Genomic DNA, 22764 nt, shown 5'->3' on the forward strand with positions numbered 1-22764 from the left:
TCTACTTTATTCAGCGATGATATTTCATATTATCAAAATAATTGACAGTTTCATTAACAATTTTTTCTAGATCAATCATCTGAATACATTCCAAATTGTAAGGACACTTCTTCTTCCAGCATGGAGAACAGAATAACTCTTCGGGAAATAGTTTAATCCCTCGATCATAAAGATCTATTTCTGTCCAGCAGCTGAGTCCAAACCAGGCTATAACATATTTTTTTAATGCAATTGCCAAGTGCATCCCAAAAGAGTCCCCAGTAATTATTAATTGAGGAATGCTCTCGTAACATGCCCCTTTTCTTATTCCATCGCTGGTGGGAGTATTAATGACTTGTTTGCCAAATTCATGAGCGATTTGGTTATTTCGTTCGGTGTCTTCTGGTCCTCCTAACAAAACTATCTTGAATCTATTCATTGAAAGAAATTTCTCTATCAATACAATGTGTTGTTCAACTGTCATCTTCTTATTCGGAAATAGCTCTGAGCAACCGGTATTAAAACCTATTATTTCATCGGTATCAAGTATACCATTCATTTTTTTGTAATTATTGATAAATTCTTTTTCATTCTCCGTAAATTCAAAAACATACTCGCTTCGTAAATAGGGAAGTTCAAGTGTTTCGGCCAAATAATCTTGCCCGGTTCTCTGGTTAATTTTGAACTTTAAATGATCATCCATACCTAGTCTATAATTGTAGTAAGCTCCTTCATTAAAAGGAATTATCTTTCCATTCACATCAATGCCAAAACCAAGTTTTTGTTTTGCTTTAACTTGAGAAGCTAATGCCCCCGATCTTAATGATTTATCAATACTCATCACAATATCAAACTCAAGTGAATTTAATATTGATAAAGTTTCGAAATCGTAATTAAAGATTTTATCGATGTAGGGATTGTGCTGCAACAACCCGGATGCGTTTTTAAGTGTAACCCAGTAAATTGTAGAATAGGGATATTTTTGTTTAATGGGTAAAAGTTGAGCGGTTGTCATCAAAACATCCCCCATAGCATCCAAATTTATAATTAAGATTTTTGTCCCCATCGGGTTATGTTGTTTGCATCCATTCTCCCAGCAATTATGATCAGAAAAGCAGGGTTTATAACCATTAAAATTTTTACAATTATTAATTTTTGGATCCATGATATACCCTTTCAAAGAATGGGGTTAATTTTTCTTTAACTTCATCAAATGTAATATTTTTAAGAGAATTTTCTGTTGTCTCCACATAGGAAAAATTTGTATTGTAAGGTGACCAAATGAGATCATTTGTTTTGTATCGCACATATAAACCGAAAGTTGGAATATTATATGCAGATGCAATATGAACTATGGAAGTATCCGGAGTTACTAATAAATCTAATTGAGGGATCATCCCACAAAACTCATTAAAAGAGGGATTCATAAATATTGGATACTTTTCGCCGCTAATTTCGGTGGCATATTTTAAATCTTTTTTATCGCAAAGCAGTATTATTGCGCAATTGTAATTTGCCAATAATTCTAAGAGTATTTTATAATTATCAACACCCCAGAAACGGGCATCACTCCCGGCAGATATATTTATTCCGACTAAAAATAATTTGGTACCTACTTTTTCTAAAATAAAATCTTTTGCACTTTGCAGAGAAGATTCGTCGATCCGATATTTAATCCTCACCTTTTCGTACGGTACTGATAGCCCAAATAATTTTAAGAAATTAAGCGCTCGTTCAACTACATGAAATTTCGTTGGATCAAGTTTTTCTACAATATGAGTGTATAATTTTGAGGTGGATTTTCTTAAAGATAATTTAAGTGGAACATTTAATTCGCTAATTAGGAAGCTGACAGTAGTCGATACATCATCGTGAAGGTCAATAACAATATCGTAATTATTTGAATTAAGAATTTCGGCGGTTTTAGAAATTCCAGCCTTTTTATTAAATATAATTACCTCATCAACCTCATCAACATAATCAAAAATAAAATTATTGGATTTTGAAGCGAGAACATGAATTGTTGAATTAAATTTATTCTTGAGTTCTACAATTAATGGCGTTACAACAAGCGCGTCCCCAATTCGATTTAAGCGTATTATCAATATTCTACACTGAGCATTAACTATTATAGGCTCTATGGAATTGTGATTCCTTGAGAATAAGAGTAACAACCTAAGCAGAATATTTTTAAGTGCTATTTCAATTTTTTTCAATTGGATGCTTAAGATTATTTTTTGAAATTAATTTCAGTAACTTATCGTAAACATCTTCCACCGATAATTCACGGAAGCATTCATGTTTTTTAGGGCACACCAGCAAATTACATTCAATACAGTCTAGCTTTTCATTTCTAATCCATTCATGAATTGCCCCATAAGGTCCTTGCATAAATGGACTTGTGGGGCCATGCAGCGCTAGTACCGGAGTTTTAACCGCAACGGAAATATGCATTGGACCGCTATCATTAGCAATAATGACATCACACTTTTCAATTAATGCAGCCATCTGTTGCAGTGTCGTTGCCGGAGCTATGATGCAATCGTTAAAATATTGTTTTATTGCTTCAGTATCTTTTTCATCACCTTTACCCCAAACAATAAAAATTTTAGTATTAATATTTTGAGAAACTGTTTTTGCTATTTCGGCGAAAATATCAGGGTCACACTTTTTAGATTCCCAGCCGCCGGTTGGGCAAATTCCAATCACAAAATCATTAGTATTAAAATTATTCTCAAAATAATCTGTGGCAAACTTTTTTGAGTCAGCATCAATTCCAAATAATAGTTCTTTCGATTCAGTACTTATAGATAACATTTCTAGAAATTTCAAGTGTAATTCAGCCGCATGATATTTACCCCTTTCGGAAGGTCCATACAAATTATATGCGTACTTTCTACCTCTGTAAGGAAAACCGGCTCTATATTTTGATAAACTTAAAACAGTTAGAAGGGCGGTTGTGGGATTAGAATAGAAATCTAATATCAAATCATATTTATTTTTAATAATCTCAAATAATAACATCAATTTCTTTTTAAAACTATTTCGCTCTAAAACAAGTACGTTGCTTATTTGAGGAAGAGATTTCAAAAAAGGAACTGATGGCTTCTCTACGAGATAATCTAGCTGCAAATTCTCGAAATGATAGTGAAGATTTTTAATCACAATTGTGGATAGCACAACGTCCCCAATACCTCTTGGTTTTATGATGAGAATCTTATTTATATTATTTTTTAGCAAAAAGAGATATATCCAATTTAATTATTATTATTTATTTTACTTATCAAATAGACTGTTATAAAATTACAAATTATCGTTCACTGTTCAAAAGTGAGGCATCCTTGAAATTAGATGGGAAAACCGCGATTGTAACCGGTGGAGCAATGGGAATTGGTCTTGCAACGGTACAAAGATTGTTGAACGCCGGAGTTACTGTTACAGTTTGGGATATTAATGAAGTAGCGATGAATAATCTAAAAAGTAGTTCACAAAATATTCAATCAAGATTATTCATCCATAAATGCGATGTTACAGATCAAGATAGAGTGAAAGAATTTACTCAACTGGCTCTTCAAGAAATGGGCAAAATTGATTTTCTCATCAATAATGCCGGATATGTAAAAGGGGGCGGTTTTTGTGAAGTTCCAACCGATATATGGTTAAAAACTGTTGACATTAATTTGAACTCAATATTGTATACCACAGTAAATGTTTTGCCGATAATGAGACAAAATAATTATGGTCATATTGTAAATATCTCTTCAGCTTCCGGTCTGCTCGGTGTTGCTGATTTGAGCGTTTATGCCGCAACTAAATGGGCCGTGTGGGGATTAACAGAATCTCTACGCTATGAATCTCTTAATAAAAAAGAAAATATTTTTTGGTCTTCGGTTCATCCCAGCTATCTTAAAAAAGGACTTTTTGAGGGAGCTAAACTTAACATTCTTGGTAACTTGATTGTCCCTCAAATTAAATCGCACGATGTTATTGCTAAAGCAATCGTTCATGATTGTCTCAATAAAAAGAAAACATTAGTCCTGCGCCCTAGATCATTACGATTGGCACTAATCCTAAGGGGGATTTTAAGTGATTATCTTTTCCAGAAGCTTCTAATAATTATGGGTGTACCAAAAAGTATGAGCAATTGGAAGGGGAGAGAGCACTAATCCTCAACTTGTTGCACGTTCGAGGGTATCTCAGGTTTTACAAGTAATACTTTTTCTTTGGTTAAGATTACCTGTCCCGGCGCTAAATTTTTATTTTTAACCACATATTTTTTTAGCGTATAAGCTACAGGCGCTATTTTAGATGTTTTTGATTTACTATAAAATGCTGCAACTGAAGCGGCGTTTTCAAGTATTTTTTTGGGAATTATCTCCTTCGTGTTTTCAACTCTAAGTACAGCGTGTGACCCCGAAACAGATCTCGCATGGAACCAATAATCATTTTGTTTGGCAAATCTGGTTGTTAACTGGTCATTATTTTTCCCATCTTTCCCAACATACAAATGATATTTATCATCAATTACAAAATGACGAAAATTAAATTTTTCTTTTTGAGGGTCAGTCTCAGATTGTCTGTTTTCCATTTTTAATTCTTTTCTAATTTCATTTAATTGTTCTATAGTTTCAACGGTTTCAAACTTCTTTTTTATGGATGCAAGATCACTATATTTCTTTTGTGCGGAATGCAAAAGTTCCTTAGATTTTTGAAAGTTTACTTTTTCATCGCGCGATTTTTCATAATATCTCTCAAAATTTTGATTTGGTGATATTTTTTGATCGAGTGGAATTTTTACCTCATTACCATCATAGTTAGAAAGCGTAATCTCTTTCATCCCTTTTTTTATTGAGGATAAATTGTTCAATAATAGTTCAGCGTATAATTTATAAGTATGCTCCTTCGAACCATTATTCACCCTTGCCATTAAATTATTGATCTTAGATGATAATTTAGAAAACTCCGATTCAATATATTTTTCAATATTATCTTTTATTAAAGTACGAGATTGTCTCTGATAATTAATACTCTGGAAATAGGTGAGAGCGTCATTATAATTACCAAAATATTTTGAGTTTGTTATTTCCGCCGGGGTTTTGAAGAGAGATGGAGTCATTCTGGCTTTTCCTGCGGTATCATCATAATATACATGTATAGGACTCTGCAGTATCTTCTCAATATTTTCTAAAATTTCATTATTTCCTTTGCCATTTATTTTTAATTCTTTGGATACAAACAATTTCTCAGCCAACAGTTCATTACGTGAAAGATTTATTAGTAACTCATTATTCTCTTCGATGCTATTTAAGAAATATAGTTTTTTGAGATCTTCTAAAAATTTAAACTTTGCGTCTTCTTCAGTTTTTTTAAATGAAACAAATTCTCCATTATTATCAATTAGTAGAAAGTTGCTTTTATTACCCTGGATGTTGAAATAAAATATAAATCGGTTGGTTTTCAATTTTATTATCCGGTCGCCAAATGCAATTGAGATACCCTCGAGGTATGCCGGCAGATATTTTTCAAAAAAGCTAAATGTATTCTTTTTTGCCCGGCTATAGTTCTGCCTTAATTGCACAAATTGATTTTGCGGATGAGTGGAAATAATTAGAAATGATAATGACTCATCGGGTAATCGAATGGATAAAATTAATTTCTCTTTTTCCTGCGTAAAGCATTCAAGAATCTGAGAACCATTTAAAATGGGATTTAACTCAAATACAGCTCTCGTCAAATAAAAATAATTTCGAAACATTTCTGCTAATCGCCCGTGCGTCTTGAACGGTCGTTCTTGGTCATATTAAAGACAGTTCTCAAAAGATTGATTTCGGTTTCAGTTAATACAACATTTCGTCGCTTCATCACTATTTCAGCAACTTCAATGCATTTGCTGATATCATAAGTGCGCAAAAAATCGGAACCCCCCCAGCAAAAAGAGGGAAGATATCTATTTGGAAATCCGCCACCAAAAATATTACATGATACGCCCACAATTGTGCCGGTATTAAACATAGTATTAATTGCTGTTTTTGAATGGTCCCCCATAATTAATCCCATAAACATTGAATTTGTATCAACGTTTTTACCATTCAAAAGAACAGTAATGTTGGAATAATTGTTTTTCAAATCGCTGTTGTTAGTGCTGGCTCCAATATTAACCCAGCTTCCAAGGTATGAATGTCCCAAGAATCCTTCGTGCTGTTTATTTGAATATGAATGAATAATTGAAGACTCTATTTCGCCTCCCACTTTAGACCATTCACCAACCGAAGTGCCATGATAAATTGAGGCATGCATTTTTACAATCGAGTTTTTGCCAATAAACGCTGGACCTTGTATAGATGAGTGAGACATAATTTTTGCGCCGGAATCAATTAGAATGGGTCCTTCTTCAGCATCTAGAAAAACGAATGGATCAATTTCAACGTTCGATGAGATGAAAATATTATTCTTATTTCGCATCTCAACGTTTTTAAAATTTTTTTTGTTTCGTTTTAGTTTGCTCGAAAATTGTGTCAGATCATTATTTATCAATTCTGGATTCTGATTTACAATTTCCCATGGGTAATTAAGAAGTGCAATATCTGTTTCAATGACTTTTAATTTATGATCAGCTTTTAACTCAAATGTTTCATCCAAATCAAAATATTTCTTTATTTGATATGGCGTAACGTACCCCGCAATTATTTGTCCATTGTTCATTAGAAGAGAACCAGGATCAAGTTTTTTTATTTCTTTTGCGGATTCCTTATCAATAGCTAATCTTCCATTAATTATGATTAATTCACCCGATTGAAAATTATTAACCTTGATGATCGGGTTTCTCGATTGCACAGCCTCTTTTAAATATGCTCGAGTGTGTAGTTTTATTTCATGATTTTTAAATGAGGATTCAATTTTTTCCCTAATGGTATAAGCTCCAGCTCTCAGTTCATAGACCGGCCGGAGATAGGTGAGAGGTAAAAAATTTTGTGTTAAGTTATCCTCAAATATTAAAATTGCGGGTTTCATAGGCATATTTTTTTACTTATTTTGGATTTAAAAGTAGGGTAAGTGATCAAGAAATACAACTTTTTGATTGGAATTGACCCAACATTTTGTCAAGTAAAATTCCTTTGATATATTTCAATTATGAAAACAAAAAGTTCAATAATATTAAAAAAAGCCGCTATTTATATCCTAGTGCTAATTGGTACTTTTCTATTAATCGATAAAATAGTTTTACCATTTTATATCTCCGGAACTGAAATTGCAGTCCCTAATTTAGTTGGTAAACATAAAGATGATGCGGTTCGGATGCTTGAGGATGCAAATTTACAGCCAATAGTTCAAACTTCCCGTTTCGATGAAAATATAAGCAGGGATCATGTCATGTTTCAGAAACCGAATGCCGGCGCACTGGTTAAGGAGAATCGTAGAATTTACCTAACTATTAGCGGCGGCTCAGCACAAATTAGGGTTCCAAGTTTAATTTCGAAAACCGTTCGTGACGCAAGCTTAACTTTAGAAAGAATGGGGTTAAAAATTGGCAATGTTGATCCTATTGAATCTGAATTTCCTGCTGATCTAATTGTAGAGCAGTCAATAGTCCCGGGACGAGAAGTAGATCAAGGATCTGTTATTCATGTTAAAATTAGTATTGGTCCTCAGATAGGAATGATTAGAGTCCCTAATATTTTAGGAAAATCTTTGGCAGAGGCTGAAAACATTTTACGGTTGAATTCACTCCACATTGGAACAAAGACATATATATATTCAAGCACGCTATTACCTAATACAATAGTAGATCAGCAGCCATCCGAAAATTCAATTATTGCGGTGGGAGATAGCATAAGTGTAGTTCTTTCACAAAGTAGATCCGGCGGTTAATATGAGACCTATTAAACTTATCGCGCCATCAATCTTATCAGCAGATTTTTCAAATTTATCCCAGCAAATTAGAGCCGCTGAATTGGGAAGTGCCGATATAATTCATTGTGATATAATGGATGGGCATTTTGTACCTAATATAACTTTTGGTCCCTTAGTTGTTTCAGCGGTAAAAAAAATTACAAAACTTCCACTGGATGTCCATCTTATGATTGAAAATTCTGAGAAATATTTAGAAAGTTTTGTTGAGGCCGGAGCTTCTTATCTAACGATTCATCAAGAGGCTAATGTTCATCTAGATCGCTCATTGAACCATATTAGAGAATTAGGTGCCAAGCCCGGTGTATCAATTAACCCGGCAACTCCAATTTCTACTATTGAAGAAGTTTTAGAAATAGTTGATTTGATTTTGGTTATGACTGTAAATCCCGGATTTGGCGGTCAAAAATTTATTGAGAGCACTTTAAGAAAAGTTGAGAAACTTGCTGAGCTGAAATCAAAACATGGATACAACTATTTAATAGAAGTTGATGGCGGTGTTTCTAAAGATAATATTCAGAAAATTTCAAATGCCGGCGTAAATATATTTGTAGCTGGGAACTCGGTATTTGCTCAAGACAATATTACAGCGGCAGTTTTAGAACTTAAAAATTTAGTTAACTAAGTACATTACATTTTTGCCCATAAATATCAATCGGAGTACGATTGACAATTCAATTAACTCATATTTTCTATCCGGAAGTCTTTAAAAGATACAGTAATAAGTATAATGTGTTTAGGGATCTTCATGAGAAGGATTTACTTGCTCTGGAAATTAGAGATATTGAATATAAACTTGCAAAAAGTGTAAGAAATATTATTCTTTCGGCAAAAGAAATATGTTATTTAATTGAAAATGAGAAAAAAGTAGCTGCAGACATACTGATTCTAGGATCATTTTTAGTATTCAAAGAACTGGCTAAAGAAATAATTGCGGAAGGGAATGAAGATTTAGGGCAAAAAATTATTAGAACACTCTCTCATTTTTCAAATTATGAATCAAAAACAATAAACTTATCGGGCAAAATATTTGAACTAAGCCAATCCCATATTGTTGGAATATTGAATATAACCCCCGATTCTTTCTTCGATGGGGGAAATTACTCCGATAAATTGAAAGCTATCGATCACGCATTAAAAATGTTAGATAGCGGCGCATCCATAATCGACATTGGGGGCGAATCAAGTCGTCCCGGTGCGGAAAAAGTTGAATTAAATGAAGAACTAAATAGAGTTATCCCGGTTATTGAAGAAATCCTTAAGAGAAAACAGGATGCAATAATCTCTGTTGACACAACGAAATCGATAGTGGCCGAAGAAGCTCTCAAAGCTGGAGCAAAAATAGTTAACGATATCAGTTCTTTCTCTGATGAAAATATGCCAGAGGTAATTAAAAAATATGATGCTGCTGTAATATTAATGCATATGAAAGGTACTCCACAAAATATGCAGATATCTCCAATTTATAACGATGTTGTTTCTGAAATTTATGATTACCTTTTTCAAAAATGTTATTATGCAAAAAAGTATGGAATTAACAATATTATTGTTGACCCGGGGATTGGGTTTGGGAAAAGGGTGGTGGATAACTTTGAAATCCTAAAAAGATTAAATGAGTTTGTGGGGTTGGGATATCCGATATTAATTGGAGTTTCTAATAAGTCTTTCATTGGGAAATCCCTTAATCTTGAAATTAACGAAAGAGCTGAGGCAACATTAGCAGCGGAATCTTATGCGATTGCTAATGGTGCACGTTTCATAAGAACACATAATGTTAAGAATTCTGTGATAGCATCAAAACTAAATATGTTTATTCAATACCCAGAATTAATAAACCATGGTTGAATTATTTAAAATAGGCTTTCTCTCAATTACAATTTTAGATTTGCTTGACATCTTCTTAGTGTCTCTAATCTTTTATAAAATCTATAGCGTAATTAGAGGAACTATTGCCGCTCAAATATTCTATGGATTATTAATTGTACTTCTTCTTTCGTTTCTGACACAAGCAGCAAACTTTAAAGCTCTCGGCTGGCTCTTAAAACTTATTTCCGACATTTGGGTTATTGCTTTTATTATTCTTTTTCAACCTGAGATTAGAAGACTTTTAGTAATAATTGGTAAGAACCCGATTATCAGACTATTTATAAAATCTGATGAGTATAGTTTTATAGATATTGTTACGGAAGCCGCTTATGAGCTGGCTCAGAATCAGCATGGTGCTCTAATTGTACTTGTAAAATCAGTAGGTATTAGAGGTATTGTTGAAACGGGAGAAACAGTCAATGCCAAAATTTCCAAACAAATGCTTAAATCAATATTTTTCCCTCGATCTCCTCTGCATGATGGTGCAGTAATTATTAATAATGAAATTATTGAAGCCGCAGGATGCACTCTTCCTCTTTCATCCGAATCAATAAGAGAGGGAAGAACATTAGGAATGAGGCATAAAGCTGGACTTGGTATTTCCGAACAAGCTGATGTAATAAGTGTCATTGTATCTGAAGAGACCGGCAGTATCTCTGTTGCAGAGAATGGAGTAATTAAGTTTGGGCTTTCTCGTGAAGCTTTGAGAAACTATCTACAAGCCTCATTAAAAATTTCACGTGAGAGGGGGTTTAAAGGGTTGATTGAAAGCTGGCTTAGAACAAAATAATACTTGTAAGCGAAGAATGTAAATTCTCATCAGTATCAATAGGAGTTAATTATGAAACTAAGATATTTCTCTCATTCAGCATTTATGATCACTACTGACAATGGGATAAAAATTTTGATTGATCCATTTATTACCGGAAATCCGACTTGTCCTGTATCGGCAGATGAAATTTCGGCTGACTATATAATATTAACTCACGCACATGGTGATCATATTGGCGATGCATTCACAATAGCTAAAAGATGCAACTCCACCTTTATCTGCGTCAATGAATTGGCAAACTACTGTATAGATAAAGGATTCAACGCACATAATATGCATATAGGGGGAGGTCATAATTTTGAGTTCGGCAGGGTAAAATTCACGATTGCTCATCATGGCTCAATGACTCCGGATAATACTTATGGCGGAGAACCTGCAGGTGTAATCATCTCTATTGGTAATAAGATCATTTATCATACAGGCGATACGGGTTTATTTTATGATATGAAATTAATTGGTGAAATAAACAAAATTGATTATATGCTTCTTCCTATTGGTGATAATTTTACGATGGGAATAGATGACGCGGTAAAAGCTGTTGAGTTTGTTAATCCGGGTATTGCGGTCCCTATGCATTATAATACTTTTCCGATAATTGCCGCAGATCCTCAAGATTTCAAAGCAAAGGTTGAGGCAATAAATAAAAAAGCCCTGGTAATGAATTTTGGGGAAGAAATAAATATATAAATTGTATTTTTGTGCGACTTAAACTTACGGACTATGGCCAGAATAATTGTTATTGCAAATCAGAAGGGAGGAGTTGGTAAAACAACTACCTCAATCAATCTTTCTTCGTCGGTTGCCGCCGCCGAATTCAAAACTTTATTAATTGATATTGATCCACAGGCTAATTCTACATCTGGGTTAGGTGTAGAAAATAGCGCTGGAACAGTATATGAAACACTTATCGGAATCGAAAAAGCTGAGAATTGTATAGTAAACTCATATATGCCTCATCTCGATATTCTTCCCTCAACCATAAATTTAGTTGGAGCAGAAGTAGAGATGGTATCAATGGAGCATAGAGAATTTTTATTGAAAAATGCATTAACTTCAATTCAAGACCGTTACGATTTTATATTTATAGATTGTCCTCCCTCGCTCGGATTACTTACTTTAAATGCGCTTTCTGCATCCCATTCTGTATTAATCCCGGTTCAATGCGAGTATTTTGCCCTCGAAGGATTAGGGCAGCTATTAAATACAATTAATATCGTCAAAAAGAATTTTAATGAATCACTTAGCATCGAGGGTGTGCTACTTACTATGTACGATTCTAGACTCAGACTTTCAAATCAGGTAGTGGAAGAGGTAAAAAAATATTTTGGGGCAAAAGTATTTCAAACAATTATTCATAGAAATGTCCGCCTATCGGAAGCACCGAGTCATTCCAAACCGGTTATTTTATACGACGCTAGTTCTGTAGGTGCCCAAAATTATATTTCTTTAGCATCAGAATTAATCGAACGTACAAAAATTCAAAAAGGACAAGGGCATTAATATGTTGAAACAAGGTTTAGGGCGTGGGTTGGATGCTCTCATTAATCCTCAATTAAAAAATAACATTAATGTTCCGGTGGCAATAAGTAATAAAGATATTTCAAAAGATGATGGTTCTTCCTACGATATTCTTGCTAAATTACCAATAAATTCCATTTCACCAAATCCATATCAACCTCGAACAGAATTTGATCCCAAAGCTCTCGATGAATTAAAAAAATCTATTCTTGAAAATGGATTAATCCAACCAATTACGGTTAGAAGAGTAGATAAGGATAAATATCAGTTAATTTCGGGAGAAAGAAGACTTCGAGCTTGCACTGAGATTGGAATTCTCGATATCCCGGCATATATAATTAAGGTCGAGACAAAAGAAGCAATGCTGGCTCTTTCACTTATTGAAAACATTCAAAGGGAGAGACTAAATGCCATTGAAGTTGCTAATGCCTATAAAAGACTGATGGAAGAATGTAACCTATCCCAAGAAGAAATTGCGGTTAAGGTAGGTAAGGATAGAACTACTATTACAAATTCCATTCGACTTCTTAAACTTCCGCTCAAGGTTCAAAATTGCTTGATCAAAAATGAAATTACTGCAGGGCATGCACGAGCCCTTATTAATTTACCGAGTGAAATATCACAACTTGAAATTCTCGAAAAAATATTAAAGGAAAATTATTCGGTAAGAAAAGTTGAGGAGATAGTCCGAAAAAAATTAGAATCTAGAACTAAAATTAAAAAAGAAGCCGGAGATAAGGGTTCTACCGCTAATTTATCCTCAAAAGAATTGGTAGATAGATTTCAAAGAATTTTAGGCACTAAAGTTTTGTTAAAACAGAAGAAGAATGGACATGGTGAAATTATTATTCAGTTTTACTCATTAGATGAATTAGATAGACTTCATGAATTATTTGAAATCATTGAAAAGAATAATTAGAGTTTTTTTAATACTTTTATTTTGTACAGCTCTTTCACTTGCTCAAAATAAAGTGGAATCTGTTGATACTTCTACAGTAAAAATTGAAGAATTCAATATGCAAAAGTCAGCTTGGGGAGCTGTAGCAAGAAGTGCCATACTTCCGGGATGGGGACAATTTTATAACGAATCTTATTGGAAAATTCCTATTGTGTGGGGAGCTATTGGATATCTTGGTTACAACTGGGTTGATAGGCATAAGTTATTTAAAAATTATAGAGATCTTTATAATCAACAATTTGAATTGAATAATACAAAAAATGAGACTTACCAAGAATTAAGAGAGTTTTATAGAGATCAAAGAGATCTATTAGCTGTATTTATTGGATTAGCATATTTCCTAAATTTAGTTGATGCGTTTGTTGATGCCCATCTGTTTGATTTTGATGTTTCGGAAGATATTCGAACTAATTCCGCGATGATAAATATTAAATATAGTTTCTGATATGAAAAACATAATCTTATGTAATAATTGCAAAAGTGAAAACAATTTTTACTCTCTAAATTGTAAAGAATGCTCTTCTTATCTTCGCCCAAGAATTGTAAATCTCGATTTCTGGCCTCTGTTCTGGCAAATGTTTGAATCCCCATCGGCTACATTTAAGAATATTATTCACGCTGAGCATAAAAATTTTTTAACTTTGATTTTACTTCTCTCTGCGATAAAATTTTCAATAAATAAAAACTTTTTAACAGATTTGATTTTTGACGGGGAATACACGGCCGGGTTCAGTTCTCCAATAAATATTATTTTTTTTATAATTCTGATTGTTACCGCTTCGGCATTATTTAAAGTTTTAGGCAGACTCTTTGGACTTGAAACTAGATTCAAAGATAATTTGGCGTGTGCAACATATTCTAATACACCTGCAGTATTAGCTTTATTTTTTTTAACACCAATACAAATTGCACTTTTTGGATTTTACTGGTTTACGTTTAATCCTTCACCTATATTAATAAAACCAACTGCAGCTTATCTTTTATTAACAGTTGATATGATAATGGTTACGTGGAGTTTTATTAATCTTTATATAGGTTTTTATACACAATCCAAAAGCAAAATATTTTCTTTAGCTTTTATGATCTTAATTTTAACCGCGCAGTTTTTATTTATAATACTTTGATAGAAATGTTTTCAAATTCTTTCCGTAGATAATCTAGAATTGAGCCATAATATAATCCTCTCGTACTCACTTTCACTCGGCTAATACCCAATAATTCCATAAACGAATGAAGTATTAATGTACCGGAGAAAAGTACGTCTTCTCTTCCTTCAACAACTTGTCCGAATGCCATAGATACTTCTTCAGGGGACATCAGTTGCAATCGTTTCAAGATTTGACTGACGAATTCAATTGTTAGAAAATAATTTTCTATAACATCTGGATTAAATAATTTTATCGATTTATTGATACAAGCAAGTGTTGTAGGCGTACCTGCCACAGCAAATGTTTCAGCTTCCTCAGTAATTTTTATTTGTGACTTGGACAATATTTCACTGATATGTCTTTTTGCTGCATGAACCGAATTGTCATCAGTTTTATGATTTGTAAAAAACCTTTCAGAAAGGGAGACTACACCAACCGGCATGCTAATCTTAAAATTAATTTTATCTCCAATTCCGGAAATCACTTCAGTGCTTCCTCCTCCAATGTCTATAGTATTTCTAATTATTGAAGAAGGGAAGATTCCATCTGTTGAGCCGATAAAAGTTAAATATGCTTCCTCAATTCCACTAATTATATCCAAATTCCAACTATATCTTTTATGAATAATTTTTCGAATATCTGGCGTGTTTTTGGCAATTCTCAATGCATTAGTCCCTTTAACAAGAACAATACTAGCTTTATCACCTTTAATAATGATCTCGTATCGATCTAAAACTGCCAAAAGGGAAGCAATGCTTTCATCGGAAATTATACCCGATTCTATCAATCCTCTACTTATTCGGGGAGCCGAATACTCTCGCCTGAGGGGGGTCATTATCCCATTCTCTAAATTTACTTCTGCAATTAACAACAAAACTGTATTTGAACCGATATCAATTGAAGCAATAATCATAAATTTTTACTAATTTTTGAAAAAAATTTTTATGAAAAAAGAAAATAACTTCTCAAAAGTAATACTTTTTCTAACGATAACGGCATTTGCAATTTGGCTTGGAAGCTATATTAGCCGGATGTTCATTTTTTATGAATTCATTCTGCCTGTAAGTTTTGATATCGATTCTAAATTTTTAATTGAAAATTTCAGTACTCTTTCCACAATTCTTAATCCCTTACTTGTGGTTAGTCTAAGCAGTTACATAATCCTTTTAGTTTTGCTGATAGCTTATCTCTTAGTTAGCAGAATTAGTATAAAAAATAATGGATGGCTGTTTATCACTATTTGTTTGATTTTCTTACTATCCCCATTAGAATTATATCTAAGTTATTACGACTACATTTTTATTACCAAGGTTTTATCAAAACAAATAGTTGCTGATGATTTAATAGGAATCGTTATTTTAAGAGCTAAAGAATTTGGAGTATTTGCATTAATTCACATATTTACCAGCATATTTGTAATCCTCTTACAAGTATTCAAACCATTAGTTAAAAATGAAAATTAAAGAGAAAGAGTTCGAGACAATTTTGGGAGACTTGAAGGAGCTTGCTGGTGAGTTGGGAGCAAAAGTAAGGTTTGAGAGAGGCGATTTCAAAGGTGGTTACTGTATTCTTAAGGATAATAAGACGATAGTTATTAATAAATTATCTTCTACACAGAAAAAAGTAATGATATTAACCAGCGCACTAAAAGACCTCGGAGTAAATGATATGTATTTACCACCAAGGTTAAGAGAAATCATTGATGAGATTGGGGATAATTCATGAAAATACTTATAATTAACGGTCCAAATTTAAGTAAGATCAAGCTACGAGATAAAGATATTTATGGGTCCCTTTCATTTGATGAATTAATAAATAGTTTGAAGAAGGAGTTTGCGAAGGATTTTTTTGAAATTGTTTTCCATGAATTCGAGGGGGAGATAATTACATCAATTCATAATGCTCCCCTCAATTTTGATGGAATTATTATTAATCCGGGTGGATTTTCTCACACATCTGTTGCAATTAGGGATGCGATGGAGTTATCAAAAATCCCAATAATTGAGGTTCATCTTTCAAATATTTCTGGGCGTGAAAATTTTAGAAATGTGAGTATTACTGCATCAAAAGCTAAAGGTTATATTAGCGGTTTCAAACATTTTTCGTATTTTGCGGCTGTTTATTTATTAAAAAAACATAACATTAATTGAATTCCCATTTCGGTCTATCATTACATTTTCTTTCGAGAATGAGGTTCTTATGAAGGATTTTGCATTAAAAAAATTATACTACTCTATCAGCGAGGTTAGTAAACTTACCGGATTGGAACAATATATTCTGCGATATTGGGAAACAGAATTTGAACAATTAAACCCAAGCAAAAACAGAGCAGGTAATAGAATTTATACAAATAAAGAAATTAAGTTAATCCTACAGATTAAACGTTTGCTTCGGGAAGAAAAATATACTATTGAAGGGGCTAAAAAGATTTTGAGTGAGGGAGTATCAACCCCTATGGAAAATCAAGGACATGAGGAAATTCAACCTGAACAGATTTCTCATGCAATTTCACATTCACCAAGATCACTCAAAAAAGATCTTGAAGAAGTAAAGAGTTTTTTAGTTTATTTGCAGTCGAGTTTTTAACGGAACGTAGCGCAGCCTGGTAGCGTACTTGAATGGGGTTCAAGGGGTCGCGGGTTCAAATCCCGCCGTTCCGACCATTTGAAAGCACAATATTTATTGTGCTTTTTTGTATAGGAGTTAAATGGATAAACCAAAATGTAATTGCGGAATATTTGGAATAATGGGCACACCGGAAGCTGCTCATTTCACTTTTTATGGCCTTCATTCGCTTCAACATCGAGGACAGGAAGCTTCTGGGATTGTGACCTTGAGTATGACTGAAAATAACAAACCAGTATTTAATTACCACAAAGATCTAGGTTATGTATCCGAGGTGTATTCAAAAAAGGATGTATTTGAAAAAACTTTAATTGGTGATATTGCGATTGGACATAATCGGTATTCCACTACCGGCTCATCTGCTTCAATTAAAAATATACAACCATTTTTGGTAAATTATCGATTAGGTAACTTAGCTGTCGCTCATAACGGTAATCTTACTAATGCATCAAAACTAAGAAAAGAACTAGTGGATGAGGGAGCAATATTTCAAACCACTAGCGATACCGAAGTAATTTTACATTTGATCGCTCGAAGTAAATTGACAAATCAAATAGATCAGATTAAGGAAGCAATTAACAAAATTGAAGGTGCATTTTCATTATTAATTCTTACAGATAATTATCTGATTGGAGTTCGTGACAAGTATGGATTTCGTCCATTATGTTTGGGGAAAAGTAATGGTTCCTTAATAATTACTTCGGAGACATGTGCTCTAGATATCAACAAAGCTGAATATATTCGAGATGTAGAGCCTGGCGAGATGGTTGTATTAAAGAAAAATGATTTAAATGAGGTCTCATTGGAATCACATTCATACACTGATGAGATTGTAACTAAAAAGCATTGTGTATTTGAATTTATCTATTTCTCTCGCCCTGATAGTAGAATTTTTGAAACTAATGTTGATAAAATTCGCCGAAAGTTAGGAAAAATTTTAGCTGAGAATCATCCTGTTGTTGATAAAGATGGTGAAAAAGTTATCGTTATCAGCGTCCCGGACAGCTCTAATACTGTAGCAATAGGATTTCAAAATCATCTTTCAAAAATGGGCATTCCAAGTAAACTTGAAATTGGACTTATTCGAAGCCATTATGTTGGGAGAACTTTTATTCTTCCAGGACAAAGAGACAGAGAAATTGGCGTTAGAATTAAATTTAATACTGTGAAAGGGGTTCTAGAAGGGAAAACAGTTGTTTTAGTAGATGATTCAATTGTACGAGGAACAACATCAAAATTGCTGATTAATTTAATTAAGGAAGCTAATCCAAAGGAGATCCATTTAAGAATTTCATCGCCTCCAATTATCAGTCCTTGTTTTTATGGAATGGATTTCCCAAGTCCTGAAGAATTAATCGCTAATAGATTTCATCAAAATATAGAAGAAATAAGAAATTATTTAGATGTTGATTCTCTCCATTATTTAACCGAAAGTGAATTGTTAGATGCGATGATTGGATTTGCTCCAGAGGAATTTTGCACCGCATGTTTTACGGGAAAATATCCTGTTAATGTAGATATGATGAAGTCTAAGGAAATTTATGAAAATTAATTTCAGAGAGTTATATCTTGCTCCGAATTTAATTAGCCTTTTCCGCCTTCTTTTATTTTTACCACTCCAATTTATATTTTCATCTTTAAACCAGTCTCAATATTTCGAAATTTATTTGATTAGCATAATTTTTATCGCGTTTGCATCCGATCTTCTTGATGGATTTATTGCTAGAAAATTTAATATTATCACAGAATTTGGAAAGATTATCGATCCGCTTGCGGACAAAGTGTTAGTTCTACAGTTTGTACTTAATTTATTGATATTAAATAAGTTACCATTTTTATATGTCTTGATTGTTTTCACAAGAGATATTCTTATTTTCATAGGTGGCATATATTTATCGAATAGGTTGAATAAGGTCCTACCTTCAAATTTATTAGGTAAAGTTGCTGTATTTTCGATTGGAGTAACAATCATACTCTCAATACTTGCTCCCAATAGTGCTCTCTTTTTGTGGGTCATGAGAATTTCAATTGTGTTTTTATTTATTTCTTTTGCGGCGTATGTTCTTCGCGGCACCGAATCATTAAAGTGAGAAGCAATGAGTTGGATTAAAAATAGTTTTCAAAATTTAAAAAATGGCTTAACGAAGACCCGGCAAACAATCTTTAACAAAATTGAAGAAACTTTCACTGGTAAATCAAAGTTGGATGAATCTGATTTTGATAAATTAGAAGAGATTTTAATAAATAGTGATCTGGGTACTGAACTTTCACTAGCTTTGATTGAAAATACAAGAAAAAGTTTACACAATGAAGATGACCGCACATTTGCAAATATTATCGAAATTCTAAAAAATGAATTGATAAAAATTCTTGGTGATTATGAGCAAAATTCGAATTCCGTATCATTTGATAAAAATTCACCATATATAATACTAGTAGTTGGTGTAAATGGAACCGGTAAAACCACTACAATAGGTAAGTTAGCAAATTTTTATAAAAATGAAATGAAATCTGTATTACTTGTTCCGTGTGATACTTTTAGAGCTGCAGCAAATGAGCAACTTAATGAGTGGGCACTTAGATCCGGAGTGGAAATCTGGAATAATTCTACTTCTAAAGATCCATCCTCGGTGGCATTCGACTCAATCAAACATGCTCTTAATGAGAAAATTGATATTGTTTTAATTGACACTGCTGGGCGGCTTCATAACAATGCAAACTTAATGATAGAATTATCTAAGATTAATAGAGTCATCTCCAATCTTATTGTGTCTGCTCCCAATGAAACTTTGTTGGTCGTAGATGGTAATTCTGGCCAAAATGCGTTACGCCAAGCTGATGAATTCCTCAAGTATGTTAAAGTTACAGGTTTAATAGTCACAAAATTAGATGGTACAGCAAAAGGGGGGTCAGTGATTCAGATTTCACATAAGAAAAGAATTCCTATAAAATTTATAGGTACGGGAGAAAAAATAAATGATCTCCAAGAATTTAATCAAACTGATTTTGTAAACGCACTTTTTGAGAAAGTATAAACTTGATTTCGAATTTAATAATTGTTAACCCATATTCTGGAAATGGTCGGGCAAAAAAATCCTATAAAATTATTAAAGAATGGCTATTCGAGAATCCAGAAATACAAAAAATTACTACTTTATTTTATTCTAATACTCTTCAAGAGACTATAGATCTTACCTCGAACTTATCAAATAACATAAAAAAGATTTTAATTGTGGGTGGGGATGGAAGTTTGAACCAATTTTTAAACCTAACCCCAAATTTTGATCAGTTTTTAATTGGGATTATTCCAAGCGGTTCGGGTAATGACTTTGTGAAGAATTTTGCAATTCCTGGGAATATTAAAGAACAGCTTAACCTGTATCTTAATACAGAAAGCAATTTACTCGTCTCTGACATACTTTATTGCACATTTTCAGGAGAGGGGGTTAATCAGCAGCAAAAATTGATCATCAATAGTATGGGTATTGGATTCGATGGACTTGTAGCGTACCACAAGAATAATTCAAATATAGATAATGGCATTTTGTCATATATCGTATCCGTATTTTCTTCATTAAAGGAACGAAAACCTATTAGTGCAAATCTACTATATGGCAATAGTACTGCTAAAATTTGCAACTCGTTGTTGTTGATTTGTATCGGAAACGGGATTTCTAGTGGCGGTGGATTCTACTTAACACCGAATGCAAAAATTACTGACCACTTGTTCGATATATCGATTATAGAAAATATTTCAACTTCTAAATTGCTTAGATCACTTCCACTTGCTTTAATTAACAAAATAAGCGGTATTCCAGAAATTAGCTTTTTAAAAGAAAAGGAAATGGCTATAAAATTACATCATAAAACCCACATTCATATTGATGGAGAATTAATATTTGGAAATTTTGATCAAATACATGTTAAGTTAGCAGATAAGAAATTAAAATTGATGGTTCAATGATGTTTTTCAAAAAACTAAAACATAAAAATTTCGATTATAGACCTCGCTATTATGATCCACTAAATGATCCCGATGAGAGAAAGAAAAGGAAACTGCAAATTAGTAGGGAGCGAAAGTATAAAAAGAAGGGGTTTAATATTGTATATATACTTGTATTAATACTAATCATCATATTTTACATTGTTAGTAGAAATAATTAGTTTACATAATATACATTATGTAGAATATTCATAGAAGCCACTTCCGGTCTTTTTCCCAAGTTTATTCGCGGCTACCATTTTTCTTAACAATGGGCACGCTCTATACTTTGGATCCCCAAATCCTTCATATAACACTTCAAGAATATTTAGGCAAACATCCAATCCAATGAAATCTGCTAACGTTAGTGGACCCATTGGATGCGCCATTCCTAATTTCATAATTTCATCAATTGCTTCTCTAGTGGCGACACCTTCGTATAATGCGAATATTGCCTCATTAATCATCGGCATTAAAATTCTATTGGCTATAAACCCAGGATAATCTTCAACAACTATTGGAATTTTATCGAGTTGATTAGTTAAATCATTTGTAATTTTAAGTGTCTTTTGAGATGTGTCATGACCTTTGATTATCTCAACCAGTTTCATTACGGGCACAGGATTCATAAAATGCATACCAATAAAATTATCAGCGCGATTTTTGGGAGCAAGTTCAGAGATTGATATTGATGAAGTATTGGTGGCAAAAATTATATCGTCGGAAAGTCGGCTGTTGAGAATTTCATAAACAGACTTTTTAGCCTCTTTATTTTCATAGATTGCTTCTATCACGAAGTCAGTATCAAGTGATACATTTTCGACACCCGCGATCAGGCAAATATTTTCTAAAATACTCTTTCTACTTTCTTCTAAAATTATTCCTTTTTTGATCTGACGGTTTAAATTAGACTCAATAGTTTCAAGAGCTCTTTTAAGTGTAGAACTATCTTTATCAATTAAACTTACATTAAATCCTTTTGTAGCTAGGACGTGAGCGATACCAGAACCCATAGTCCCACTTCCAATGACTGCAACATTTTTTATTTCGAACATAAATGGACTCTATTTTTCAGAAATTTAATTAATTGGAGCGGATAAGTAAAAAATCTTTATTCAATTTCGAATGACAAACAGCATTTTAATTTACAACATGGGCCAGTCAATTTTCCCATACTGGATAATAAATTCTGTTCAACAGCTAAATGAGAGGTTATTTTCTTAAAACATGGTAAAAATGAAATGCAGCAATATTCCCTTCCACAAGTCCCAAGTCCGCCAACTTTCTTGGCTTCATCGCGAACACCAATTTGTCGTAATTCTATTCTAGTTCTAAACTCAGAGGCTAATTCTTTGGCTAATTCTCTGAAATCGACTCGACCATCGGCGGTGTAGAAAAAAAATAATTTTTTTCTATCAAACTGATAATGAACACTAATCAATTTCATATTCAGATTGAATTTATTATTCAGTTCCTTGAATTTTGGTACGGCATTTTGTTCATCTTGAATATTTTTTGTTACTTTTTCTAAATCTTCGATTGTAGTCTTTCTCAGTACTTTAGGCAATTTTTCGCCAAATAAATTCATGTATTGGCGTTTAATCCTTACCATTTCTCCTATAATTTTAACCTGCGCTACTTCGATAGACTCATCATTTTGCAGAATTACAAAGTCTAGGGGAAAAATTTCATTTTTGTATTCATCCGAGATTTCACAAAAAGTACAATTCAATAAACCATCACAGTTTACCTCAATAATATTTCTACGATCAACCGGAAAGCTTTCACCAAAATATTTATTGCATGAAAAACAGCTGCTCACATTATTATGCTTTTGAGAGAGTTTATCGATGATAATAGATTCAAACAGTGAGTTAAATGTGGTTGGTTGTTCTGGATTTATTATTACTGTTTTATGATCTATTTCTATATTTTCAACGTAATGCAA

The 22764-nt window shown here is 33.0% G+C and carries 26 protein-coding genes and 1 tRNA gene; 19 read left to right on the forward strand and 8 right to left on the reverse strand.

Going from position 1 to position 22764, the window contains the following annotated elements; genetic code table 11:
- Window positions 1-10: 10 nt before the first annotated feature.
- The 3 genes from KF816_09160 to KF816_09170 form a co-directional block, all read right to left on the reverse strand.
- Window positions 11-1144: a glycosyltransferase family 9 protein gene (locus tag KF816_09160; GenBank protein MBX3008181.1), complete on the reverse strand. Its 1134-nt coding sequence runs from the start codon at window positions 1142-1144 to the stop codon at window positions 11-13.
- Window positions 1128-2084 (reverse strand): glycosyltransferase family 9 protein, encoded by a 957-nt coding sequence (locus tag KF816_09165; protein MBX3008182.1) that lies wholly within the window; start codon window positions 2082-2084, stop codon window positions 1128-1130. Before KF816_09165 ends, KF816_09160 begins: the two co-directional genes overlap by 17 nt.
- A 97-nt stretch (window positions 2085-2181) precedes the next feature.
- On the reverse strand, window positions 2182-3159 hold the full coding sequence (locus KF816_09170) for a glycosyltransferase family 9 protein (GenBank protein MBX3008183.1): 978 nt from the start codon (window positions 3157-3159) through the stop codon (window positions 2182-2184).
- Window positions 3160-3320: 161 nt separating this feature from the next.
- On the opposite strand from KF816_09170, the gene KF816_09175 reads away from it, so the two are divergent.
- Window positions 3321-4145 (forward strand): SDR family NAD(P)-dependent oxidoreductase, encoded by an 825-nt coding sequence (locus KF816_09175; protein MBX3008184.1) that lies wholly within the window; start codon window positions 3321-3323, stop codon window positions 4143-4145.
- Here KF816_09175 and KF816_09180 read toward each other — a convergent pair.
- Window positions 4142-5734, reverse strand: coding sequence for a DUF814 domain-containing protein (locus tag KF816_09180; GenBank protein ID MBX3008185.1), 1593 nt, complete (start codon window positions 5732-5734; stop codon window positions 4142-4144). The two genes, KF816_09175 and KF816_09180, sit on opposite strands and share 4 nt — an antisense overlap.
- A gap of 5 nt (window positions 5735-5739) precedes the next feature.
- Window positions 5740-6990, reverse strand: coding sequence for a hypothetical protein (locus KF816_09185; GenBank protein ID MBX3008186.1), 1251 nt, complete (start codon window positions 6988-6990; stop codon window positions 5740-5742).
- Window positions 6991-7110: 120 nt separating this feature from the next.
- Here KF816_09185 and KF816_09190 point away from each other — a divergent pair, with 120 nt between their 5' ends.
- Genes KF816_09190 through KF816_09230 form a run of 9 tightly spaced genes read left to right on the forward strand, consistent with a single transcriptional unit; the run spans window position 7111 to window position 14185 of the window.
- The gene (locus KF816_09190) at window positions 7111-7848 is read left to right on the forward strand and encodes a PASTA domain-containing protein (protein MBX3008187.1); all 738 of its coding nucleotides are present in this window, start codon (window positions 7111-7113) and stop codon (window positions 7846-7848) included.
- Between the two features lies 1 nt (window position 7849).
- Window positions 7850-8512, forward strand: coding sequence for a ribulose-phosphate 3-epimerase (locus KF816_09195; protein ID MBX3008188.1), 663 nt, complete (start codon window positions 7850-7852; stop codon window positions 8510-8512).
- 41 nt (window positions 8513-8553) lie between these two features.
- Complete coding sequence (folP, locus tag KF816_09200) at window positions 8554-9732, forward strand: dihydropteroate synthase (protein ID MBX3008189.1); 1179 nt, start codon at window positions 8554-8556, stop codon at window positions 9730-9732.
- Window positions 9725-10543 carry a diadenylate cyclase CdaA gene (gene cdaA / locus KF816_09205; GenBank protein MBX3008190.1) on the forward strand — a complete coding sequence of 273 codons (819 nt, stop codon included), beginning with the start codon at window positions 9725-9727 and terminating at the stop codon, window positions 10541-10543. Before folP ends, cdaA begins: the two co-directional genes overlap by 8 nt.
- 51 nt (window positions 10544-10594) lie before the next feature.
- The gene (locus tag KF816_09210) at window positions 10595-11272 is read left to right on the forward strand and encodes a metal-dependent hydrolase (protein ID MBX3008191.1); all 678 of its coding nucleotides are present in this window, start codon (window positions 10595-10597) and stop codon (window positions 11270-11272) included.
- 33 nt (window positions 11273-11305) lie between these two features.
- Entirely contained in the window at window positions 11306-12085 is a 780-nt protein-coding gene (locus KF816_09215) for a ParA family protein (protein MBX3008192.1), read from the forward strand.
- A 4-nt stretch (window positions 12086-12089) separates the two neighbouring features.
- Window positions 12090-13022 carry a ParB/RepB/Spo0J family partition protein gene (locus KF816_09220; GenBank protein MBX3008193.1) on the forward strand — a complete coding sequence of 311 codons (933 nt, stop codon included), beginning with the start codon at window positions 12090-12092 and terminating at the stop codon, window positions 13020-13022.
- On the forward strand, window positions 13006-13506 hold the full coding sequence (locus tag KF816_09225) for a hypothetical protein (GenBank protein ID MBX3008194.1): 501 nt from the start codon (window positions 13006-13008) through the stop codon (window positions 13504-13506). The genes KF816_09220 and KF816_09225 overlap by 17 nt, the downstream gene beginning before the upstream one ends.
- Before the next feature lies 1 nt (window position 13507).
- On the forward strand, window positions 13508-14185 hold the full coding sequence (locus tag KF816_09230; protein MBX3008195.1) for a hypothetical protein: 678 nt from the start codon (window positions 13508-13510) through the stop codon (window positions 14183-14185).
- Here KF816_09230 and KF816_09235 read toward each other — a convergent pair.
- Window positions 14172-15122, reverse strand: a complete 951-nt coding sequence (locus KF816_09235) for a hypothetical protein (GenBank protein MBX3008196.1) — start codon at window positions 15120-15122, stop codon at window positions 14172-14174. The two genes, KF816_09230 and KF816_09235, sit on opposite strands and share 14 nt — an antisense overlap.
- Window positions 15123-15153: 31 nt before the next feature.
- Here KF816_09235 and KF816_09240 point away from each other — a divergent pair, with 31 nt between their 5' ends.
- The 9 genes from KF816_09240 (at window position 15154) to KF816_09280 (ending at window position 20798) form a co-directional block, all read left to right on the forward strand.
- Window positions 15154-15672: a hypothetical protein gene (locus tag KF816_09240; GenBank protein MBX3008197.1), complete on the forward strand. Its 519-nt coding sequence runs from the start codon at window positions 15154-15156 to the stop codon at window positions 15670-15672.
- Entirely contained in the window at window positions 15662-15934 is a 273-nt protein-coding gene (locus KF816_09245) for a hypothetical protein (GenBank protein MBX3008198.1), read from the forward strand. The genes KF816_09240 and KF816_09245 overlap by 11 nt, the downstream gene beginning before the upstream one ends.
- On the forward strand, window positions 15931-16359 hold the full coding sequence (locus KF816_09250; protein ID MBX3008199.1) for a 3-dehydroquinate dehydratase: 429 nt from the start codon (window positions 15931-15933) through the stop codon (window positions 16357-16359). The genes KF816_09245 and KF816_09250 overlap by 4 nt, the downstream gene beginning before the upstream one ends.
- Before the next feature lie 49 nt (window positions 16360-16408).
- Window positions 16409-16795 carry a MerR family transcriptional regulator gene (locus tag KF816_09255; GenBank protein MBX3008200.1) on the forward strand — a complete coding sequence of 129 codons (387 nt, stop codon included), beginning with the start codon at window positions 16409-16411 and terminating at the stop codon, window positions 16793-16795.
- A tRNA-Pro gene (locus KF816_09260) sits at window positions 16796-16872 on the forward strand.
- Window positions 16873-16916: 44 nt separating this feature from the next.
- A complete protein-coding gene (locus KF816_09265; GenBank protein ID MBX3008201.1) occupies window positions 16917-18386 on the forward strand; it encodes an amidophosphoribosyltransferase in 1470 nt (489 codons plus the stop codon).
- Window positions 18376-18924: a CDP-alcohol phosphatidyltransferase family protein gene (locus tag KF816_09270; GenBank protein MBX3008202.1), complete on the forward strand. Its 549-nt coding sequence runs from the start codon at window positions 18376-18378 to the stop codon at window positions 18922-18924. Before KF816_09265 ends, KF816_09270 begins: the two co-directional genes overlap by 11 nt.
- 6 nt (window positions 18925-18930) lie before the next feature.
- On the forward strand, window positions 18931-19869 hold the full coding sequence (gene ftsY, locus KF816_09275) for a signal recognition particle-docking protein FtsY (protein ID MBX3008203.1): 939 nt from the start codon (window positions 18931-18933) through the stop codon (window positions 19867-19869).
- Window positions 19870-19871: 2 nt separating this feature from the next.
- Window positions 19872-20798, forward strand: coding sequence for a hypothetical protein (locus KF816_09280; protein ID MBX3008204.1), 927 nt, complete (start codon window positions 19872-19874; stop codon window positions 20796-20798).
- Window positions 20799-21013: 215 nt separating this feature from the next.
- On the opposite strand, the gene KF816_09285 is transcribed toward KF816_09280, so the two are convergent.
- Complete coding sequence (locus KF816_09285; GenBank protein MBX3008205.1) at window positions 21014-21871, reverse strand: 3-hydroxybutyryl-CoA dehydrogenase; 858 nt, start codon at window positions 21869-21871, stop codon at window positions 21014-21016.
- Window positions 21872-21927: 56 nt separating this feature from the next.
- Window positions 21928-22764 carry a hypothetical protein gene (locus tag KF816_09290; protein ID MBX3008206.1) on the reverse strand — a complete coding sequence of 279 codons (837 nt, stop codon included), beginning with the start codon at window positions 22762-22764 and terminating at the stop codon, window positions 21928-21930.

Source organism: Melioribacteraceae bacterium (assembly GCA_019638015.1).
Taxonomy (GTDB): Bacteria; Bacteroidota; Ignavibacteria; order Ignavibacteriales; family Melioribacteraceae; genus JAHBUP01.

Coding starts and splice junctions, on each gene's coding strand:
- KF816_09230 (MBX3008195.1), top strand. CDS start 13,508: ATGAAAAACATAATCTTATGTAATAATTGCAAAAGTGAAAACAATTTT.
- KF816_09235 (MBX3008196.1), bottom strand. CDS start 15,122: ATGATTATTGCTTCAATTGATATCGGTTCAAATACAGTTTTGTTGTTA.
- KF816_09195 (MBX3008188.1), top strand. CDS start 7,850: ATGAGACCTATTAAACTTATCGCGCCATCAATCTTATCAGCAGATTTT.
- ftsY (MBX3008203.1), top strand. CDS start 18,931: ATGAGTTGGATTAAAAATAGTTTTCAAAATTTAAAAAATGGCTTAACG.
- KF816_09190 (MBX3008187.1), top strand. CDS start 7,111: ATGAAAACAAAAAGTTCAATAATATTAAAAAAAGCCGCTATTTATATC.
- KF816_09215 (MBX3008192.1), top strand. CDS start 11,306: ATGGCCAGAATAATTGTTATTGCAAATCAGAAGGGAGGAGTTGGTAAA.
- KF816_09265 (MBX3008201.1), top strand. CDS start 16,917: ATGGATAAACCAAAATGTAATTGCGGAATATTTGGAATAATGGGCACA.
- KF816_09245 (MBX3008198.1), top strand. CDS start 15,662: ATGAAAATTAAAGAGAAAGAGTTCGAGACAATTTTGGGAGACTTGAAG.
- KF816_09255 (MBX3008200.1), top strand. CDS start 16,409: ATGAAGGATTTTGCATTAAAAAAATTATACTACTCTATCAGCGAGGTT.
- KF816_09270 (MBX3008202.1), top strand. CDS start 18,376: ATGAAAATTAATTTCAGAGAGTTATATCTTGCTCCGAATTTAATTAGC.
- KF816_09285 (MBX3008205.1), bottom strand. CDS start 21,871: ATGTTCGAAATAAAAAATGTTGCAGTCATTGGAAGTGGGACTATGGGT.
- KF816_09160 (MBX3008181.1), bottom strand. CDS start 1,144: ATGGATCCAAAAATTAATAATTGTAAAAATTTTAATGGTTATAAACCC.
- KF816_09180 (MBX3008185.1), bottom strand. CDS start 5,734: ATGTTTCGAAATTATTTTTATTTGACGAGAGCTGTATTTGAGTTAAAT.
- KF816_09210 (MBX3008191.1), top strand. CDS start 10,595: ATGAAACTAAGATATTTCTCTCATTCAGCATTTATGATCACTACTGAC.
- KF816_09185 (MBX3008186.1), bottom strand. CDS start 6,990: ATGAAACCCGCAATTTTAATATTTGAGGATAACTTAACACAAAATTTT.
- KF816_09250 (MBX3008199.1), top strand. CDS start 15,931: ATGAAAATACTTATAATTAACGGTCCAAATTTAAGTAAGATCAAGCTA.
- cdaA (MBX3008190.1), top strand. CDS start 9,725: ATGGTTGAATTATTTAAAATAGGCTTTCTCTCAATTACAATTTTAGAT.
- KF816_09240 (MBX3008197.1), top strand. CDS start 15,154: ATGAAAAAAGAAAATAACTTCTCAAAAGTAATACTTTTTCTAACGATA.